At 57.7% G+C, this 15,647-nt stretch carries 12 protein-coding genes and 1 pseudogene; 5 read left to right on the plus strand and 8 right to left on the minus strand.

Annotation, left to right across the window (positions count from 1 at the left end; all coding sequences use genetic code 11):
- The first annotated feature begins 64 nt into the window (after positions 1-64).
- Positions 65-1,270: an SMP-30/gluconolactonase/LRE family protein gene (locus QWU00_RS13070; RefSeq protein ID WP_035378008.1), complete on the plus strand. Its 1,206-nt coding sequence runs from the start codon at positions 65-67 to the stop codon at positions 1,268-1,270.
- 150 nt (positions 1,271-1,420) lie between these two features.
- Here the strand turns inward: QWU00_RS13070 and QWU00_RS13075 are convergent, their stop codons facing one another.
- The 4 genes and pseudogenes from QWU00_RS13075 to QWU00_RS13090 form a co-directional block, all read right to left on the minus strand.
- On the minus strand, positions 1,421-2,587 hold the full coding sequence (locus tag QWU00_RS13075; RefSeq protein ID WP_035378010.1) for an MFS transporter: 1,167 nt from the start codon (positions 2,585-2,587) through the stop codon (positions 1,421-1,423).
- Between the two features lie 153 nt (positions 2,588-2,740).
- The gene (locus QWU00_RS13080) at positions 2,741-2,977 is read right to left on the minus strand and encodes a DUF6587 family protein (protein WP_035378012.1); all 237 of its coding nucleotides are present in this window, start codon (positions 2,975-2,977) and stop codon (positions 2,741-2,743) included.
- A gap of 16 nt (positions 2,978-2,993) precedes the next feature.
- Positions 2,994-4,835: a ferrous iron transport protein B gene (gene feoB, locus QWU00_RS13085; RefSeq protein ID WP_035378014.1), complete on the minus strand. Its 1,842-nt coding sequence runs from the start codon at positions 4,833-4,835 to the stop codon at positions 2,994-2,996.
- Between the two features lie 131 nt (positions 4,836-4,966).
- A pseudogene (locus QWU00_RS13090) lies at positions 4,967-5,194 on the minus strand (FeoA family protein); the annotation flags it as partial.
- 281 nt (positions 5,195-5,475) lie between these two features.
- On the opposite strand from QWU00_RS13090, the gene typA reads away from it, so the two are divergent.
- Entirely contained in the window at positions 5,476-7,299 is a 1,824-nt protein-coding gene (gene typA, locus QWU00_RS13095) for a translational GTPase TypA (protein ID WP_006557490.1), read from the plus strand.
- A gap of 122 nt (positions 7,300-7,421) precedes the next feature.
- On the opposite strand, the gene bla is transcribed toward typA, so the two are convergent.
- Positions 7,422-8,282: a class A beta-lactamase gene (gene bla, locus QWU00_RS13100; protein ID WP_035378017.1), complete on the minus strand. Its 861-nt coding sequence runs from the start codon at positions 8,280-8,282 to the stop codon at positions 7,422-7,424.
- Positions 8,283-8,425: 143 nt separating this feature from the next.
- Between bla and QWU00_RS13105 the strand changes: the two genes are divergently transcribed.
- From QWU00_RS13105 to QWU00_RS13115, 3 genes are all read left to right on the plus strand, one after another.
- Positions 8,426-9,586: a GNAT family N-acetyltransferase gene (locus QWU00_RS13105; RefSeq protein ID WP_150395559.1), complete on the plus strand. Its 1,161-nt coding sequence runs from the start codon at positions 8,426-8,428 to the stop codon at positions 9,584-9,586.
- A gap of 151 nt (positions 9,587-9,737) precedes the next feature.
- Positions 9,738-11,384 (plus strand): phosphoglucomutase (alpha-D-glucose-1,6-bisphosphate-dependent), encoded by a 1,647-nt coding sequence (gene pgm / locus QWU00_RS13110; protein ID WP_035378018.1) that lies wholly within the window; start codon positions 9,738-9,740, stop codon positions 11,382-11,384.
- A gap of 258 nt (positions 11,385-11,642) precedes the next feature.
- Positions 11,643-11,969 (plus strand): hypothetical protein, encoded by a 327-nt coding sequence (locus tag QWU00_RS13115; protein ID WP_035378020.1) that lies wholly within the window; start codon positions 11,643-11,645, stop codon positions 11,967-11,969.
- Positions 11,970-12,078: 109 nt separating this feature from the next.
- On the opposite strand, the gene QWU00_RS13120 is transcribed toward QWU00_RS13115, so the two are convergent.
- The 3 genes from QWU00_RS13120 to QWU00_RS13130 form a co-directional block, all read right to left on the minus strand.
- On the minus strand, positions 12,079-13,335 hold the full coding sequence (locus QWU00_RS13120; protein ID WP_035378022.1) for a D-amino acid dehydrogenase: 1,257 nt from the start codon (positions 13,333-13,335) through the stop codon (positions 12,079-12,081).
- 4 nt (positions 13,336-13,339) lie between these two features.
- A complete protein-coding gene (gene alr / locus QWU00_RS13125) occupies positions 13,340-14,470 on the minus strand; it encodes an alanine racemase (RefSeq protein WP_035378024.1) in 1,131 nt (376 codons plus the stop codon).
- Between the two features lie 134 nt (positions 14,471-14,604).
- On the minus strand, positions 14,605-15,624 hold the full coding sequence (locus QWU00_RS13130) for an NAD(P)/FAD-dependent oxidoreductase (protein WP_035378025.1): 1,020 nt from the start codon (positions 15,622-15,624) through the stop codon (positions 14,605-14,607).
- Between the last annotated feature and the right edge of the window lie 23 nt (positions 15,625-15,647).

Here is a 15,647-nt window from a genome sequence, read left to right on the forward strand (position 1 = left end):
ACAGGGGGTGTATGACACGGTATTTCCCCGCCAGCATGATGATACAAGGCAGGAGAGATAACGGATGAAGCCAGCCAACGGACACTTGCCGCGCCGTAAATTATTACAGGGGCTGGGGTGCCTTTCTGCCGGGCTGGCTGCAACCGGGGCTGCACCTGTGGCGGATGTCACGGAAAATGTGCGCCCGCCAGATGTCACGACCAACCCTCCCCGCCAGTGGGGGCCGGGCGCGCCGCCGTCTTATACGCCAGACCCGGATGTGGTGATTATTGATCGCTCTTTCCGGGACTTGCTGTTCAGTGCCGCCACCATTCATCGGGTGTGGGATCAGGGAACATGGCTGGAAGGGCCCGCCTGGTCTTCTGAAGGGCGTTATCTGCTGTTCAGTGATACCGTAACCAGCCGCCAGTACCGCTATTTGTGGGAAACGGGAGAGGTAACGGTTTTCCGCCCGGAATCCTACCACTCCAATGGCAATACGTTTGACTATCAGGGGCGCCAGATCTCTTGCGAGCACTTCCTGCGCCGTGTGATCCGATGGGAGCATGATGGGTCCGTGCGCGTGATTGCGGACCATTATGAAGGTCGCCCCTTGAATTCTCCTAATGATGTGGTGGTGCATCCGGATGGCGGCATCTGGTTTACAGACCCCGGTTATGGGGATGGCTTTACCGAGGGCCACGCGGATGAACCGGGCGGTGAAGCCAACCCGGATGGCAAGATACGCTGGCGTCTGGGTGAAGAACTGATTGGTGAGATTGGCGGCAACAAACGGCAGGCGGATCATACCTTCCGTGTGGATCCTTCAGGTCGGATTGAAGCGGTGCTGACACAGGCCCAACTGCCTAACCCCAACGGACTGTGTTTTTCGCCCGATCATAAAAGTCTTTACGCTATCTCCTCAGGTCGGCAGCCCGGAGGGAATGGGCATGATGGCGATCAGGCCATTCATGTGTTTGATATCCAGAAGGACAACACACTGGCCAATCCGCGCCTGTTTACCAACATGCGGTTTCAGGGCGTGCAGATGGGGCCAGATGGCATGAAGGCCGACATTTTCGGCAATCTGTGGTGCGGGGCCGGGGGACCACTGGGTCTGTGCGGTGTGTTCGTGTTCAACCCGGAAGGGCATCTGATCGGCCGCATTCGCCTGCCACATGGAGTCTCCAACCTCACATTTGGCGGTCCCAAGCGGAACTGGTTGTTCATGTGCGCCGGGGAATCTCTTTACCGCTTGCAGGTGAACACACAGGGCGTTGCCCCGGCCTGAGTGCTGAGTGCTGAGTGCTGAGTGCTGAGTGCTGAGTGACTGCTTGCGACTAAGGGATGGGGGAAGAAGAGGGCGCGAGGTCTCAGTCTTCTATTCCGTTGGTTGGGAAAAAGACTCCTCAGGCGGCAGTCCAGAGCGTTGCTGAGCGCCTTAAGCACTTTTCCTGAGGAAAATGGGCAGGAGCGTGAACAGGCCGCAGGCCAGAGAGACAAAGTAAGGCAGGCCATGGCGGCTGATGTCTATGGCCGTGCCCGCCATTTCTGGGCCGATGAAGGCACCCAAGCCCCAGGCAACAGAGGTTGTCGCGTAGATTGAGACAAGGTCTCCACCAGAAAAACGGCTGCCGACGACGGACATGGCCAGCGTATAAATAGCTGCAAAAAGACCATCCCACACAAACAGAAGCCCATAGGCCCATGGTTGATGCGTGATACCCAGCGGCCAGAGCAACGCGCCGAGGCAGGAGGCAACGCCAAGGCCGATCATCAGGTGCCTGCGGTTCATACGATCCCCCAGCCAGCCGAGTGGAAACTGGAGGGTAATGGCCCCAAGCAGCATGACAGACAGCAGCAGCGTGGCGGCCTGCTCGGTCCAGCCGTTACGAATGGCGTAAAGTGTCAGGAAGGAGGACCCTGCGGCTTCCAGCATGGCCATGAGCAACGTAATGCCAATGGCGATAGGGGCGAGGCTGATGTAGCGCCACAACCCCGAATGGGTTGCCCGTTTCAGCGCGGGAGCGTGCATCCAAGGCATGCAGACCAGCACCAGTGCTGTCAGGACAAAGCCTGCACTTATGGCGTAGGGCGTGAATCCGTGTCGCCCGGCCACAGCAAGAATGAGTGGCCCCAGTGCGAATCCTAATGAGAGCATGGAGCTATAGAGGCCCATGGTGCGTGTGCGCGTCTGGTCCGCTGTGATCTGGTTCAGCCAGCTTTCAGACAGGATGAGCAGAATTTCCGTGGCGCAGCCAAGAGCCAGCCGCAGGGGAAACCAGAACCAGATGGAGGGCACCACTGGCAGAAGCACGAGCACAGAAGCGATGACCCCAAGGGCAAGAACCAGAGGGCGGCGCGGCCCAAAATGGGCTGCAATGCGCGGCAGAAAAGGGGCAACGCTCAGAACCCCAACGGCGTGCATCATGGCGTTGGCGGCAATGATCTGTGCGCCGTAACCCCGGTCAAACAGTTCAAGCGTGAATAAGGGCGCGCTGAGCCCGTAGGTCAGACCGAAAATCATACCCACCGCCAGCAAGCACGCGATGGGTAGAACGGGCGTGGCGGAGAGGGGTTTTATGCGGCCCTGTGAGGAAGAAGACATGATCCCTTGTAGCGCGCTTTTAGCAGGCTACCAGCGTGTCAGAGCTACAATGAAGGCTGTTTGCTTTGATTTTATTCTGAAGACCGTTTTTGATCTGTCCGCAGGATGTGTTTTCAGGGACGATGGCGCTGCAACGCTAGAAGACGCGCTGTTCTAGTGGCACCTGCCGTTTTTATCATCACAGCCTTTGCATCCGCCACAGCCGGGGCTTGCGCTGGAGGGGGTGGCAAGTCGCTCCGCTTTGGTGCGGAGGCCGGGAAGCGCCTGTGTGGCGGCCAGCAGCCCTGCGAGGGCACGCCAGAGAGGGATCATGGCGGAAGGTGCGAGCCTCTGGAGCCAGTAACCGGCACAGAGAAGGACAACAAGGCCGACAAGTAGAATCTGTGTCACAGGACGTCTCCTGTTGTTATCCGCTGATCAGTCGGGTGATGTGATAGGCCAGAAAAGAGGCAGCGTAAGCCATGCCGAACAGATAGGCTGTAGAGATCCAGACCAGTCGCCAGGAACCGGTTTCCCGGCGAATAACGGCCAGAGTGGAGAAGCATTGCGGCGCGTAAACATACCATGCCAGCAAAGAGAACGCTGTTGCAAGGCTCCATTGGGCCGAAAGCAGGGGCGCAAGCTGGGATGCGGCATCGGCTTCCGATGCGCCGACCGAATACACGGTGGCAAGCGCGCTGACAGCAACCTCACGCGCGGCAAGGCCCGGAATAAGCGCCACGCAGATCTGCCAGTTGAAGCCAATGAACTGGAAGAACGGCAGCATCAGGTGGCCAATACGGCCAGCCAGACTATAGTCAATGGCTGGCCCTGTGGCACCGGCTGGGGGAGCAGGGAAGCTGGAAAGCGCCCACATCAGCACGCTGAGCGTGACAATAATGGTGCCTACACGGGATAGAAAAATGCGTGCGCGCTGCCACAGTTCAATAGACAGGCTTTGCAGGCCGGGTAGACGATAGTTGGGCAGTTCAAGCAGCAACGGGTGCTCATCTGTGGTGGCACGCCGCTTTAAAACACGCGCCACAACCAACGCGCTGAGGATTCCGGCGGCGTACAGCCCGAAAAGAACAAGCCCCTGCAGGTTGAAAAGACCTGCAATATGCCGGGCGGGAATGAACGCCCCAATCAGAAGCGCATAGACCGGCAACCGCGCCGAACATGTCATGAGCGGGGCGATCATGATGGTTACCATCCGGTCTCGCGGGTTCTGGATGGTGCGGGTGGACATGATGCCGGGCACGGCGCAGGCAAAGCTGGACAGTAGGGGAATGAAGGAGCGTCCACTCAGCCCCGCCGAGGCCATCAGCTTGTCCAGCATGAAGGCGGCGCGTGGTAGATACCCGGATTCCTCCAGTGCCAGAATCCAGAGAAACAGAATCAGAATTTGCGGCAGGAACACAATAACCGTCCCTGCGCCTGCAATAATGCCGTCCACCACAAGGCTGCGCAAAACGCCGTCTGGCAGCAGGGCTCCCACATGGTCCCCCAGCGATTTCATGCCGTTATCGAGCATGTCCATGAAAGGTTGTGCCCAGGAGAACACGGCCTGAAACATGATAAATAGCAGCACAAACAGGATGAGCATGCCCCATACGGGGTGGAGCACCCAGCGGTCTAGCTTGTCTTCAAAAAGCTGTTTGCGTTCGGACGTGCGGGCAACACAGAGTGCTAGCAGGCGGCGCACTTCCGCATGCAGATCGGTGCCTTCAGGCAGTGGAGTTGGGGGGGGAGGAGGTGGGGCATCCAGCGCTGCCAGAATATTCTGGCCACCGCCCCGCTTGATCCCGACCGCTGTGACAACTGGCACCCCCAGTTCTGCCTGCAGGCGGGGGATATCAATGGTGAGACCCTGCTTGCTAATGGCGTCAATCATGTTGAGCACCACAATCATGGGGCGGCCAAGCTGCCGTAATTCCAGCATGAAGCGCAGATGCAGGCGCAGGTTGGTGGCGGCAACAACACTTACCAGCAGGTCTGGTGCGGGCTCGCCTTTGTAGATGCCACGGCAGACATCGCGGGTTACGGCCTCATCCGGGCTGGTGGCTGCCAGACTGTACGTGCCGGGCAGATCAAGCACCTGCACGCGGCGGCCTGCCGGCGTGACAAGGCGGCCTGCCTTACGTTCAACCGTCACGCCTGCGTAGTTGGCAACCTTCTGGCGACTGCCCGTCAACTGGTTGAAAATGGCCGTTTTTCCGCAGTTGGGGTTGCCAACCAGCGCGACGCGTAGAGGGGAAAGATCAGTCATGCAAGGGGACCAGCCACGGGGGCCTGATGTGAGGAACTGTCTGCTGTGCTGGCAGAGGGGGAGGATGCTGCAGGGTCTGCCTGCTCATGGGGTTGGGCTGCGCAGGATGGGGCGGTGGCTGCTGTGTTGTCCCGCAACACAATACGGTGTGCTTCCGAGCGCCGCAGGGCGAAACGCGTAAAGCCGATTTCCACCGCCATCGGGTCTCCCCCCAGCGGGCCGAACGCAATGACCTTCACGGGCTCTCCCGGCACAAAGCCTAACTCACCCAGACGCTGGGCAATGGCGTCGTGCGTGGAGAGGGCTTCTATATGGTCAATCACACCGGCGGCGCGAAGGGAAAGCTGGTTCAGGCGCAAGGCTTGGTCATCCTGCTCAGACGGACTAAGGAGTCACGTATATATTGAGAATGATCCTTAATTCCAAGCTGGCCGGGTGTCCAATGTGTGGGGTAGGGGGCAGTTATGGGCCCGCAGCAGCAAGGCCTGCTGGCAGGTTCTGGGCGCCTTGTGAGGATTTTACGTGCATTTCTGCACGCTGGCGCTTATCAACAGGGCCAGCATTCTTTATACCGCAACTCAACCGCCCCGTTTGCATGACTGGTGGCGGCAGAACGCGCAGGGACAATCAGGCACCTTTCATGGATATCCGCAATATCGCCATCATTGCACACGTCGATCATGGCAAGACCACTCTCGTTGACGAACTGCTGAAGCAGTCTGGCTCATTCCATGAGCATCAGCAGGTTGCTGAACGCGCCATGGACAGCAATGATCTGGAACGTGAGCGGGGCATCACCATTCTGGCCAAGTGCACCTCCGTTGTGTGGCAGAACACCCGGATCAACATTATCGATACCCCCGGACACGCCGACTTCGGCGGGGAAGTGGAACGTATTCTCAGCATGGTGGACGGCGCGATTGTGCTGGTCGACTCCGCTGAAGGCGCATTGCCGCAGACCAAGTTTGTGGTGGGCAAGGCTCTGGCCCGTGGCCTGAAGCCGATTGTGGTTGTGAACAAGATTGACCGTGGCGACGCCCGCCCGGACGAAGTGCATAATGAAATCTTTGATCTGTTCGCGGCTCTTGGCGCCAATGATGAACAGCTTGATTTCCCCATGCTGTACGCTTCTGGCCGTCAGGGCTGGGCCGATGTTGAGCTTGATGGACCGCGCAAGGACCTCAGCCCGATGTTCGAGTTGATCCTGAAGCATGTTCCCGCACCCAAGCTGGACAAGGAAAAGCCGTTCGCCATGACGGCCACCATCCTTGAAAACGACAACTTCCTCGGTCGTGTGCTGACGGGCCGTGTGGAACAGGGCCGCGCCAAGGTCAACATGCCGGTAAAGGTGCTGCGGGCTGATGGCTCTGTGGTGGAAACTGGTCGTCTGACCAAGCTGCTGTCCTTCCGTGGGCTGGACCGTGTGGCGGTTGATGAAGTGGAAGCTGGGGACATTGTGGCCGTGGCCGGTCTGTCTGAAGCCACTATTCCTGACACCATTGCATCCCCCGAAGTGACTGCACCGCTTGAAGCCATTCCGGTTGATCCGCCGACCCTGTCCATGACGTTCCGTCTGAACGACGGTCCTCTGGGTGGTCGTGAAGGCAAGAAGGTGACATCCCGCCAGATTCGTGACCGTCTGTTCAAGGAAACGGAAAGCAACATTGCTATCCGCGTGACCGACAGCCCGGAAAGCGAAGCTTTTGAAGTGGCTGGTCGTGGTGAACTTCAGCTTGGCGTGCTGATTGAAACCATGCGTCGTGAAGGGTTTGAACTGACCATCGGCCGTCCGCGCGTGCTGTTCAGCACGAACGAGGAAACGGGTGAGCGGGAAGAACCGTTCGAAGAAGTCACCATTGACGTGGATGAGCCCTATTCCGGCGTGGTTGTGGAAAAGATGTCTCAGCGTAAGGGGCAGATGCAGGATATGCGTCCGTCTGGTGGGGACAAGGTGCGTCTGACCTTCATCATCCCGTCTCGCGGGCTGATTGGGTATCATGGCGAATTCCTGACCGACACGCGCGGCACGGGTATCATGAACCGCCTGTTCTATGGGTATCAGCCTTATGCTGGCACCATTGAAGGCCGCCGTAACGGATCTCTGATCTCTGCGGAAGATGGTTCAACCACCCAGTATTCCCTGTTCTCTCTGCAGGACCGTGGTACGCTGTTTGTGAATGCGGGTGAAAAAGTTTACGTGGGCATGATCATTGGTGAGCATTCCCGTGAAAATGACCTGGAAGTGAACGCAGTCCGTGAAAAGAAGCTGACCAACATTCGTGCCGCAGGCAAGGATGAAGCTCTGCTGCTGGTTCCGCCGCGCCGTATGTCTCTGGAACAGGCGATTGCCTACATCGAAGACGATGAACTGGTGGAAGTGACACCATCTGCCATTCGTCTGCGCAAGCGCTATCTGGACCCGAACGAACGCAAGAAGCGTGAACGTAAGGGTGATGCGTCCTAAGCGTCAGTCTGATTGCAAGGCGTAGCCGTCTTGCAAAAGAGACGGGTAATTGCCCGAAGGAAGCCTGTCTGCATGAAAATGCAGGCAGGTTTTTTTTGTATCGGGAGGCCTGCCGCGATGTGTCAGGCTGTCAGCCGTGTTGCCACCAGTTTGCCTATCCCCGCAAAAACAGAGGAAAGCTGCTGTTCCGTCGGGTGGCCGCCCCGAGTGTAGGCGCAGACAACAATGCTGGTTTCAGGGTGCGGCCAGATAACGGCAATATCTCCTGCGGCATACTTGCCATTATTGCCTGTTTTATCTCCAATCTTCCATGCGCTCGGAAGCCCTGCGCGGAGCCGGTGCTCGCCCGTCCGGCATCTGATGAGCCAGTCTGTCAGGATAGTGCGGGAGGGAGCGGACAGAACCGGTCCCGACACCAGATGCTGTAGAATAAAAGCCATGGAGCGCGGGGTGGTAGTGTTCTGTATGGCGCCCGGTGGAGTGCGGTTCAGATAGGGCTCGACATCATCAAGGCGTGTTGTTTTGTCCCCAAGATGCCGCCAGAAAGCCGTTAGAACAGAAGGCCCGCCAATGTGGGCCAGTAGTAGATTGGCGCAGGTGTTATCGCTCTGCTCTACCGCGCCAGCACAGAGTTCCCGGATGGTCATCCGGCCTTTTGCCAGATTGGCCTTGGCGACAGGCGCGTAAAGATCCCCGATATCCGCTGCAGTGTAAGAGAGCGGGCGTTCAAGAGCATCCAGTCCTCCGTCAACGCGGGCCAGCACACAGGCCGCAAGCGATGCCTTGAATGTGCTGCACATGACAAAGCGTTCGTCTGTCCGCCAGCCAAGAGTTGCACCAGTTTTGGTATTTTCTGCGTAAAAACCAACGTGACCGCCGGTTTCGTTCTCATACTGCGAGATCACGGTGGGCGCTGATGTGCCAGCGATAGCGGGCGCGGCGAGCAAGGCGGAACTGCCCCATAAAAAATGTCGTCTTCTCATGGCGTGCCTTTCCTTGCTTTATTCTCTCTTTATCAGCCCTCCGATGTGCAGGTTTTGTCAAAGGAAGAGTGACATCATGCTGTGCGGGATGTGTGTGGGCAGTTCAGCCACGTAGGCCGAAAGGGAAATGACGGGATATATAGTTGACTTTAGCAACTAATTGCCTGCATCCTGCCAAAATGCAGCAGACAATAGACGCCATCTGGACATTCAATCGGTTTTACACGCGTTTTATTGGCGCGCTGGATGCCCATTTTCTGGGAAGCAGGGTCAGCCTTTCAGAAGCCCGCCTGCTGCTGGAAATAGCAGGGAATGAACCTGTGCAGGCCAGCGCCTTGCAGGCCATGCTCGGGTTGGATCGGGGGTATCTCAGCCGAATGATCAGTCGTTTTGAAAAGCACGGCTGGGTTTCGCGCGATCGCTCCGGCCAGGATGGACGCTCCCGCCCCATCAGTCTGACGACGGAGGGGCGGGCGCTTTTCGCGGATATTGATCAACGCCAGCATGATGAAATTGCGGCCGTTCTTACCCGTCTGGATAAAGCAGGGCAGCAGGAACTGGCATCAGCACTCACCACAGCCAGACGACTGCTGTCAGAAGCCTCTTCTCCCGCGGGTGAAGCGCGTGCGGCCCGGAACGTGTTGGACAGGCCTGTCTGGAACGCGCTCACGGGGCGGCAGGCTGCGCTCTCAAAGGGCAATGACGTCGTGCGCTGTTTTGATCCGGCTATCAGTCCGTTTGGCGCCGTCAGGCAAGAAAGTGCGCAAAACTGGGACGCATTGCTGGCTCTGGCAGACGGCGCAGAACTCTGGGTGATGGAAAAGGAACAAGTGGCTTTTCCTCCCCAGATCAGAAAAGTGCGTTCGGCGGAATGCCTTCAGATGGTGGCGCGGGATGTGCCTGCTGAAGACAGCACTCTTTCATACTGTGATCTGGGGGAGGAGGAGGCCGCTGACATGCTGGCCCTTGCCAGACTGACGGCTCCCGGTCCGTTTTTGCCTCAGACGTATCGGCTGGGGGCATTTGTGGGCATTCGCGATGAGGGGCGGTTGGTCGCCATGGCGGGTGAGCGGCTGAAACCCGGAAATTTTACGGAAGTCAGCGGGGTCTGCACGCATCCTGATCATCGGGGGCGAGGCTATGCCCGGTTCCTCATGCGGGTGGTGGCACGCCGTATTCTGGCCAGGGGGGAGCAGCCATTCCTCCATTCCTATTCCAGCAATACGGCTGCTATCGCTCTGTATGCTGCGCTCGGGTTTGAACCGCACCAGACCATTACCGCGACGGTGATTCGCAAGGCATGAGGTGATGGCAAGGGGCACTAATCTGCCCGCTTTTTCCTGCTGTCGGGCCACTCCTCTCTGGGCATCCAGCACAATCCATGGTTTTCTGCATGCCATTCAGGAGTTCGGGCGTTAGCCGATAGCCCGTAGAGATGTAAGGATTTTTACAGCAATGGTTCAGATCAGCCCTATGGCCGGCAAGACTCTTCCTTCTGCTCAACTGACGGATATTCCAGCACTGATTGCTGCCTATTATGATCGCAAGCCTGATGTTTCGATCCCAACGCAGCGTGTGTCCTTTGGTACATCCGGGCATCGTGGCTCTTCATTCCATACGAGCTTTAACGAAAATCATATTCTGGCTATTTGCGAGGCCATCAGCCGCCATCGGAAGGCGGAAGGTATTGATGGACCGCTGTTTATCGGCATGGATTCCCATGCTCTTTCCGGCCCGGCCCAGAAATCCGCTATCGAGGTTTTTGCAGCACATGGTCTGGATGTGCGGATTGATGAAAAAGGCGGTTACACGCCCACGCCCGTTATTTCCCATGCCATTCTGACCTACAACAAAGGCCGCACCACGGGGCTGGCCGATGGCGTGGTGATCACGCCTTCCCACAACCCGCCTTCTGATGGCGGGTTTAAATATAATCCCCCCAATGGCGGCCCGGCGGATACAAGCATTACCAAGGCGATTCAGGATATGGCGAACGGCTTTCTTGCTGATGGCATGAAAGATGTAAAACGCCTGCCGTATGAAGAGGCCAAAAAGGCCGGCTGCATCAAGGGTCATGACTACGTGACCCCGTATGTGGAAGATCTGGATGCTGTCATTGATATGAAGGCCATTCAGGATGCCGGGGTAAAGATTGGCATTGATCCGCTGGGTGGCGCTGCCGTGGGGTACTGGCAGCCGATTATTGACCGCTACGGCCTGAACGCCACGGTTGTCAGCACGGAAGTGGACCCGACATTTTCCTTCATGACGGCCGACTGGGACGGACAGATCCGCATGGACTGCTCCTCTCCCTACGCCATGGCGCGCCTGATCGAGATGGGTGACCGTTTTGATGTGGCTTTCGCTAACGATACGGATGCAGACCGGCACGGTATTGTGGCGCAGCCGGATGGCCTGATGAACCCCAACCACTATCTGGCTGTAGCAATTTCCTATCTGTTCCAGAATCGTCCAGAATGGGGCAAGGATCTGGGCATTGGTAAAACGCTGGTCAGCAGCGGCCTGATTGACCGTGTTGCCAAGGATATCGGGCGGAAACTGGTGGAAGTACCCGTTGGGTTGAAATGGTTTGTGCCCGGCCTGCTTGATGGTTCCCTCGGTTTCGGGGGGGAAGAAAGTGCTGGCGCCACCTTCCTGCGGCGTGATGGCACGGTCTGGACCACGGATAAGGACGGGATCATTCTCGGGCTGCTGGCGGCGGAAATTACGGCCAAAACGGGTAAGAACCCGAGCGTGCATTATCATGAGATCATCGCGCGTCTTGGCACACCGTACTACGCCCGCATTGATGCTCCGGCTTCCCCCGAACAGAAAGCCAAGCTGAGCAAGCTGACACCCGAGCAGTTTCCGCTGGAAACCCTTGCCGGGGACAAGATCATCAGCAAGCTGACACGGGCTCCGGGGAATGATGCTCCCATCGGTGGCCTGAAGGTGGTAACGGAAAACGGCTGGTTTGCGGCTCGTCCGTCTGGCACGGAAGATGTTTATAAAATCTATGCGGAAAGCTTCAAAAGTGAAGCGCATCTGAAAGCGATTCAGGATGAAGCCCAGGCTGCCATTTCCAAAGTATTCGCCGCTTGAAAGCGCGGTAGTGTGCCGCAGAGAGAAGGACTGTCCTCTGCCGGAGGCTCTCTCCTTTTACGGGATTGTGTCGGGAGTTAGGTGGCCTTGCGTCAAACTCACGGCACACTCCTGTTTTTTAGAATTATAGTGCGAGACGCGGGTTTTCCGACATGATATGAGTCATGCCAAGCCAGCCGGGTGCATGACCTCATACGCCGCTCTGGCACTATTAAATCATGGTCTTGATGGGCCTGATTATTCTTGGAGACAATTTTCATGATTTCTCGTCGTCTTCTCGCAGCTCTGTCCACCGTTGCTCTGCTGGGCGCTGCTGCTCCGTCTTTCGCTCAGGAAGCTCCGGCTACCGCACCTGCTGCTCCAGCCGTTCCGGCCGCTCCTTCTACCCCTGCTGCTCCGTCTGCTGAAGCTCCGACCACTCCTGAAGCTGCACCTGCTGCTTCTGGCGCTGCGGAAACCGGCAAGGAAGAAGGCACCAAAAAGAAGAGCAAGAAGCACCACGGCAAGAAGCACCACCATGGCCACAAGAAGGCCAAGAAGGCTGCTGAAAGCGATGCTTCTGGTTCCGATTCTTCTGCTCAGTAATCAGAAGCTGGTGCAGGCTTAACAGCCTCCCACGTTTCTGCCTGAACAGGGTAGAGCCAAAGGCAGGGCTGGGGAGTTTCTCCTCAGTCCTGTTTTTTATGGGTATTTTTCAGTCGTAACGGCTGAGGGAAAGATCCAGAGCGGGAATATCTGTCTTTCTGCCATGGATCAGATCAGCAATAAGGCGGCCTGACCCACAGGCCATGGTCCAGCCCAGTGTGCCGTGTCCAGTATTGAGCCACAGGTTCCTGAATGCGGATACTGGGCCGATTACAGGTGTTCCGTCAGGGGTGTTGGGGCGCAGGCCCGTCCAGTATGTGGCTGCGGACAGATCGCCCCCTCCGAACAGTTCAGAAAACGAGAGCTCAAGTGTTTCCCGCCGGTCCGGGCTCAGGCGCAGATTATAGCCTGTCAGTTCGGCCGTACCACCCACACGAATGCGGTTGCCCAACCGTGTGATGGCAACTTTGTAGGTTTCATCATTCACGGTGGAGGTCGGGGCGTGGCTCTCATCCGTCAGGGGCAGGGTGAGAGAATAGCCCTTCACTGGATAGACCGGCAGATGAATCCCAAGCGGCTTCAGAAGAAGAGGGCTGTAGCTGCCCATGGCGACCACATAGGCATCGGCCCGCAGGTGGCCAGCACTGGTGCGGACAGACATGATCTCATCCGCAGCTGCATCCATCCCCTTGATGGTCGTATTATACAGGAAGGTTACACCCTGTGCCTCGGCCATCTTGGCCAGCCGTTGCGTGAAAATATGGGCATCGCCCGATTCATCGCCGGGTAAATACAAGCCTGCTTTCAACAGGTGTTTTGCATGGGCCAGACCGGGCTCATGTTCCAGAATCTGATCCACCGTCAGCAGGGCGTGGGGAATGTGGCTTTCAGAAAGCAGGCGCATATCCCGCTGGACCTTGTCCACCTGTTTGTTGGTGCGGAAAAGCTGGATCAGGCCGCGTTGGCGGTCATCATATGTCAGCCCGGTTTCCTCACGCAGGGCGTCCAGACAGTCCCGGCTATACTCGGCAACACGCAGCATGCGGGATTTGTTGATATCATACGCATGGGCGTTACAGTTTTTCAGAAACTGCTCAATCCAACGGAACATGGCCAGATCAAACCGCTTGCGGATAACAAGCGGACTATGGTGCCGTTGAAGAAGCCATTTCATGGCCTGTAGGGGGAGGGACGGTCCTGCCCAGGGTGTTGAATAACCGGGAGAGACCTGGGCCGCATTGGCAAAAGAGGTTTCAAGCCCGGGTGCGGGCTGGCGGTCCACCACGGTTACTTCATGGCCCAGTTTGGACAGGTACCAGGCAGAGGTGGTGCCAATGACGCCGGCGCCGAGAATGATGATTTTCACGGTGTCATCCTTTCCGGGGATCGTGGTGGGTGCGGTGGTAGCGTGAGCCGAGATCTGTCAGCAATTCGTAGCCGATGGTGTCTGCCAGAAAAGCTGTTTCATCAAGAGGGTTGTGGGGGCCAATCAGATCAAAAGCCACGCCCGGCGCGAGGGGCAGCCCTGCAAGAGCCGTAATGTCCACGGCCAGTGAATCCATGGAGATACGCCCGATTATTGGCAGTTTGATGTCAGGCCGTTCTGGCAGAACAACAACACCTCTCTCACCCAGCCGACGAGGAAAGCCATCTCCATACCCGATACCCAGAAGCGCAATATCTGTCGGGCTAGGGGCAACAAAAGCGGCACCATACCCAGCACAGGCTCCGGCGGGGATATGGCGGGTCTGAATGACACGGGCTTGCAGGCGAATAGTGGCCTGCATGGGGTTGGGGCGCCCCGGTGTGGGGTTAATACCGTAAAGTGCTGCTCCGGGCCGGATAAGGTCAAACCGCCACTCCGGCCCAAGGAAAATACCGGAGGAAGCAGACAGGCTGGCGGGAGCAGCAGGCAGCCGTTTCCGCGTTCGTTCAAAACTGTCTCGCTGCTGCCGGTTTAGCGGATGCTCAGGGGTGTCTGCACAGGCCAGATGGCTCATGACCAGCACAATTTTGAGCCCCTCCAAGCCCGAGCCCTTGCTCAGTCCGGTCACTTCGTCTTCTGATAGTCCGAAGCGGGACATGCCGCTATCCACCTGCAAAGCCGCCGGCAGAGTGTTGTTCTGATCACGGGCGAGCGCCTGCCATTCCTGCACCTGTGGCAGGCTGTTCAGTACAGGTAACAGGTTGTGCGCCAGAAAAGCGGGAGCCGTTCCCGGCGGAGGGCCATGGAGTACAAAAATGCGGCTGTCACGAGAAATCAGGCTACGTAAGGCGACCCCTTCAGCCAGATGTGCCACAAAAAAAGTCCGGCAGCCTGCTTCATACAGAACAGGTGCAACTTCCGAGAGACCTAGCCCATAGGCATTGGCTTTGACTGCGGCACCCGTTTCTGTGCGGGGGCCCATAAGGGTTTGAAGCTGCGTGTAGTTTGCTGCAATGGCGGCCAGATCAATCAGTAGATGGCCACCTTCCCACCCATCATGAGAGAGAACACTCATAAGTCGGAGAATGGCCGAAGGTAGGGGGAGAGAAGGGGGCTGTTTGGCCTGAGTATGGGCATGGCTGCTTTCCCTTCTTTCCGTTTACGTCGTGTTATTTATCCATAAGAGCGAAGCGGACGCAAAGGTCGACCTCAGGCAGCGGGAACCCCTTTGCTGGTGGAATATTCAAAATGCAGTGCCTGATCCGGGTTCACAATGGGGTAGATGGCATGCGCAGCCATGGCCCCTTCACTGAAGCCCTGCAGAATGAGTTTCAGTTTGCCGGGGTAGGTGGCCACATCGCCAATGGCGAACACGCCGGGCATGTTGGTTTCACAACTTGAGGGCACAACAGGGATGGTGGAACGCACGGTATCCACGCCCCAACGGGCAATGGGGCCAAGGTCTGTTGCCAGCCCGAAGAAGGGCAGAAGGGTATCGGCTTCTAGCGCACGGGTTGCGCCATCCAGATCTGCAACCTCCACGGCTTCCAGCACGCCGTTCTGCCCACGCAGGGCATGAAGCTGATAAGGCACCACTTTTTCAATCTGCCCTGCGGCAACAGCTTCATCCAACAGGCGCAGGCTTTCCGGCGCGCCACGGAAGCGATCTCGACGGTGTACAAGATACAGTTTTTCCGCCTTGTCTTTCAGCGCCAGAGCCCAGTCCAGCGCGGAATCGCCGCCGCCTGCAATCACAATGCGTCGGCCTTCAAAATCAGCTTTCCGGCGCACGTAATACTGCACGGCTCCTGTGCCTTCAAAGGCATCCAGCCCATCAAGTGGCGGCCGATTGGGGCCGAAAGCACCCGCCCCGGCAGCAATGATAACAGCCTTACTGTTGACCTGCGCCCCTTTGTCCGTGCCCAGCGTAAAGGCGCCGCGGTGGCCAGTCAGGCTTTCAATACGGTGTTTCAGCAGGCGAGGGATGGCAAAAGGTTCAATCTGTTTTTCAAGATTGGCAATAAGCTGCGCCCCTTCTACCGCCGGGCAGGCCGGAATATCATAGATGGGTTTTTCTGGGTACAGCGCCACGCACTGGCCACCTACTTCCGGCAGAACGTCAATTAACAAACACCGCAGGCGCAACATGGCGCATTGAAAGGCGGCAAAAAGCCCGGCAGGGCCAGCGCCGATAATGGCGACGTCTGTCTCAATCGGCATGTCAGTCATGGCGCGGCGGATCTCCCCTTTGG

This window comes from Acetobacter tropicalis (assembly GCF_030644465.1).
In the GTDB taxonomy this organism is placed as follows: domain Bacteria; phylum Pseudomonadota; class Alphaproteobacteria; order Acetobacterales; family Acetobacteraceae; genus Acetobacter; species Acetobacter tropicalis.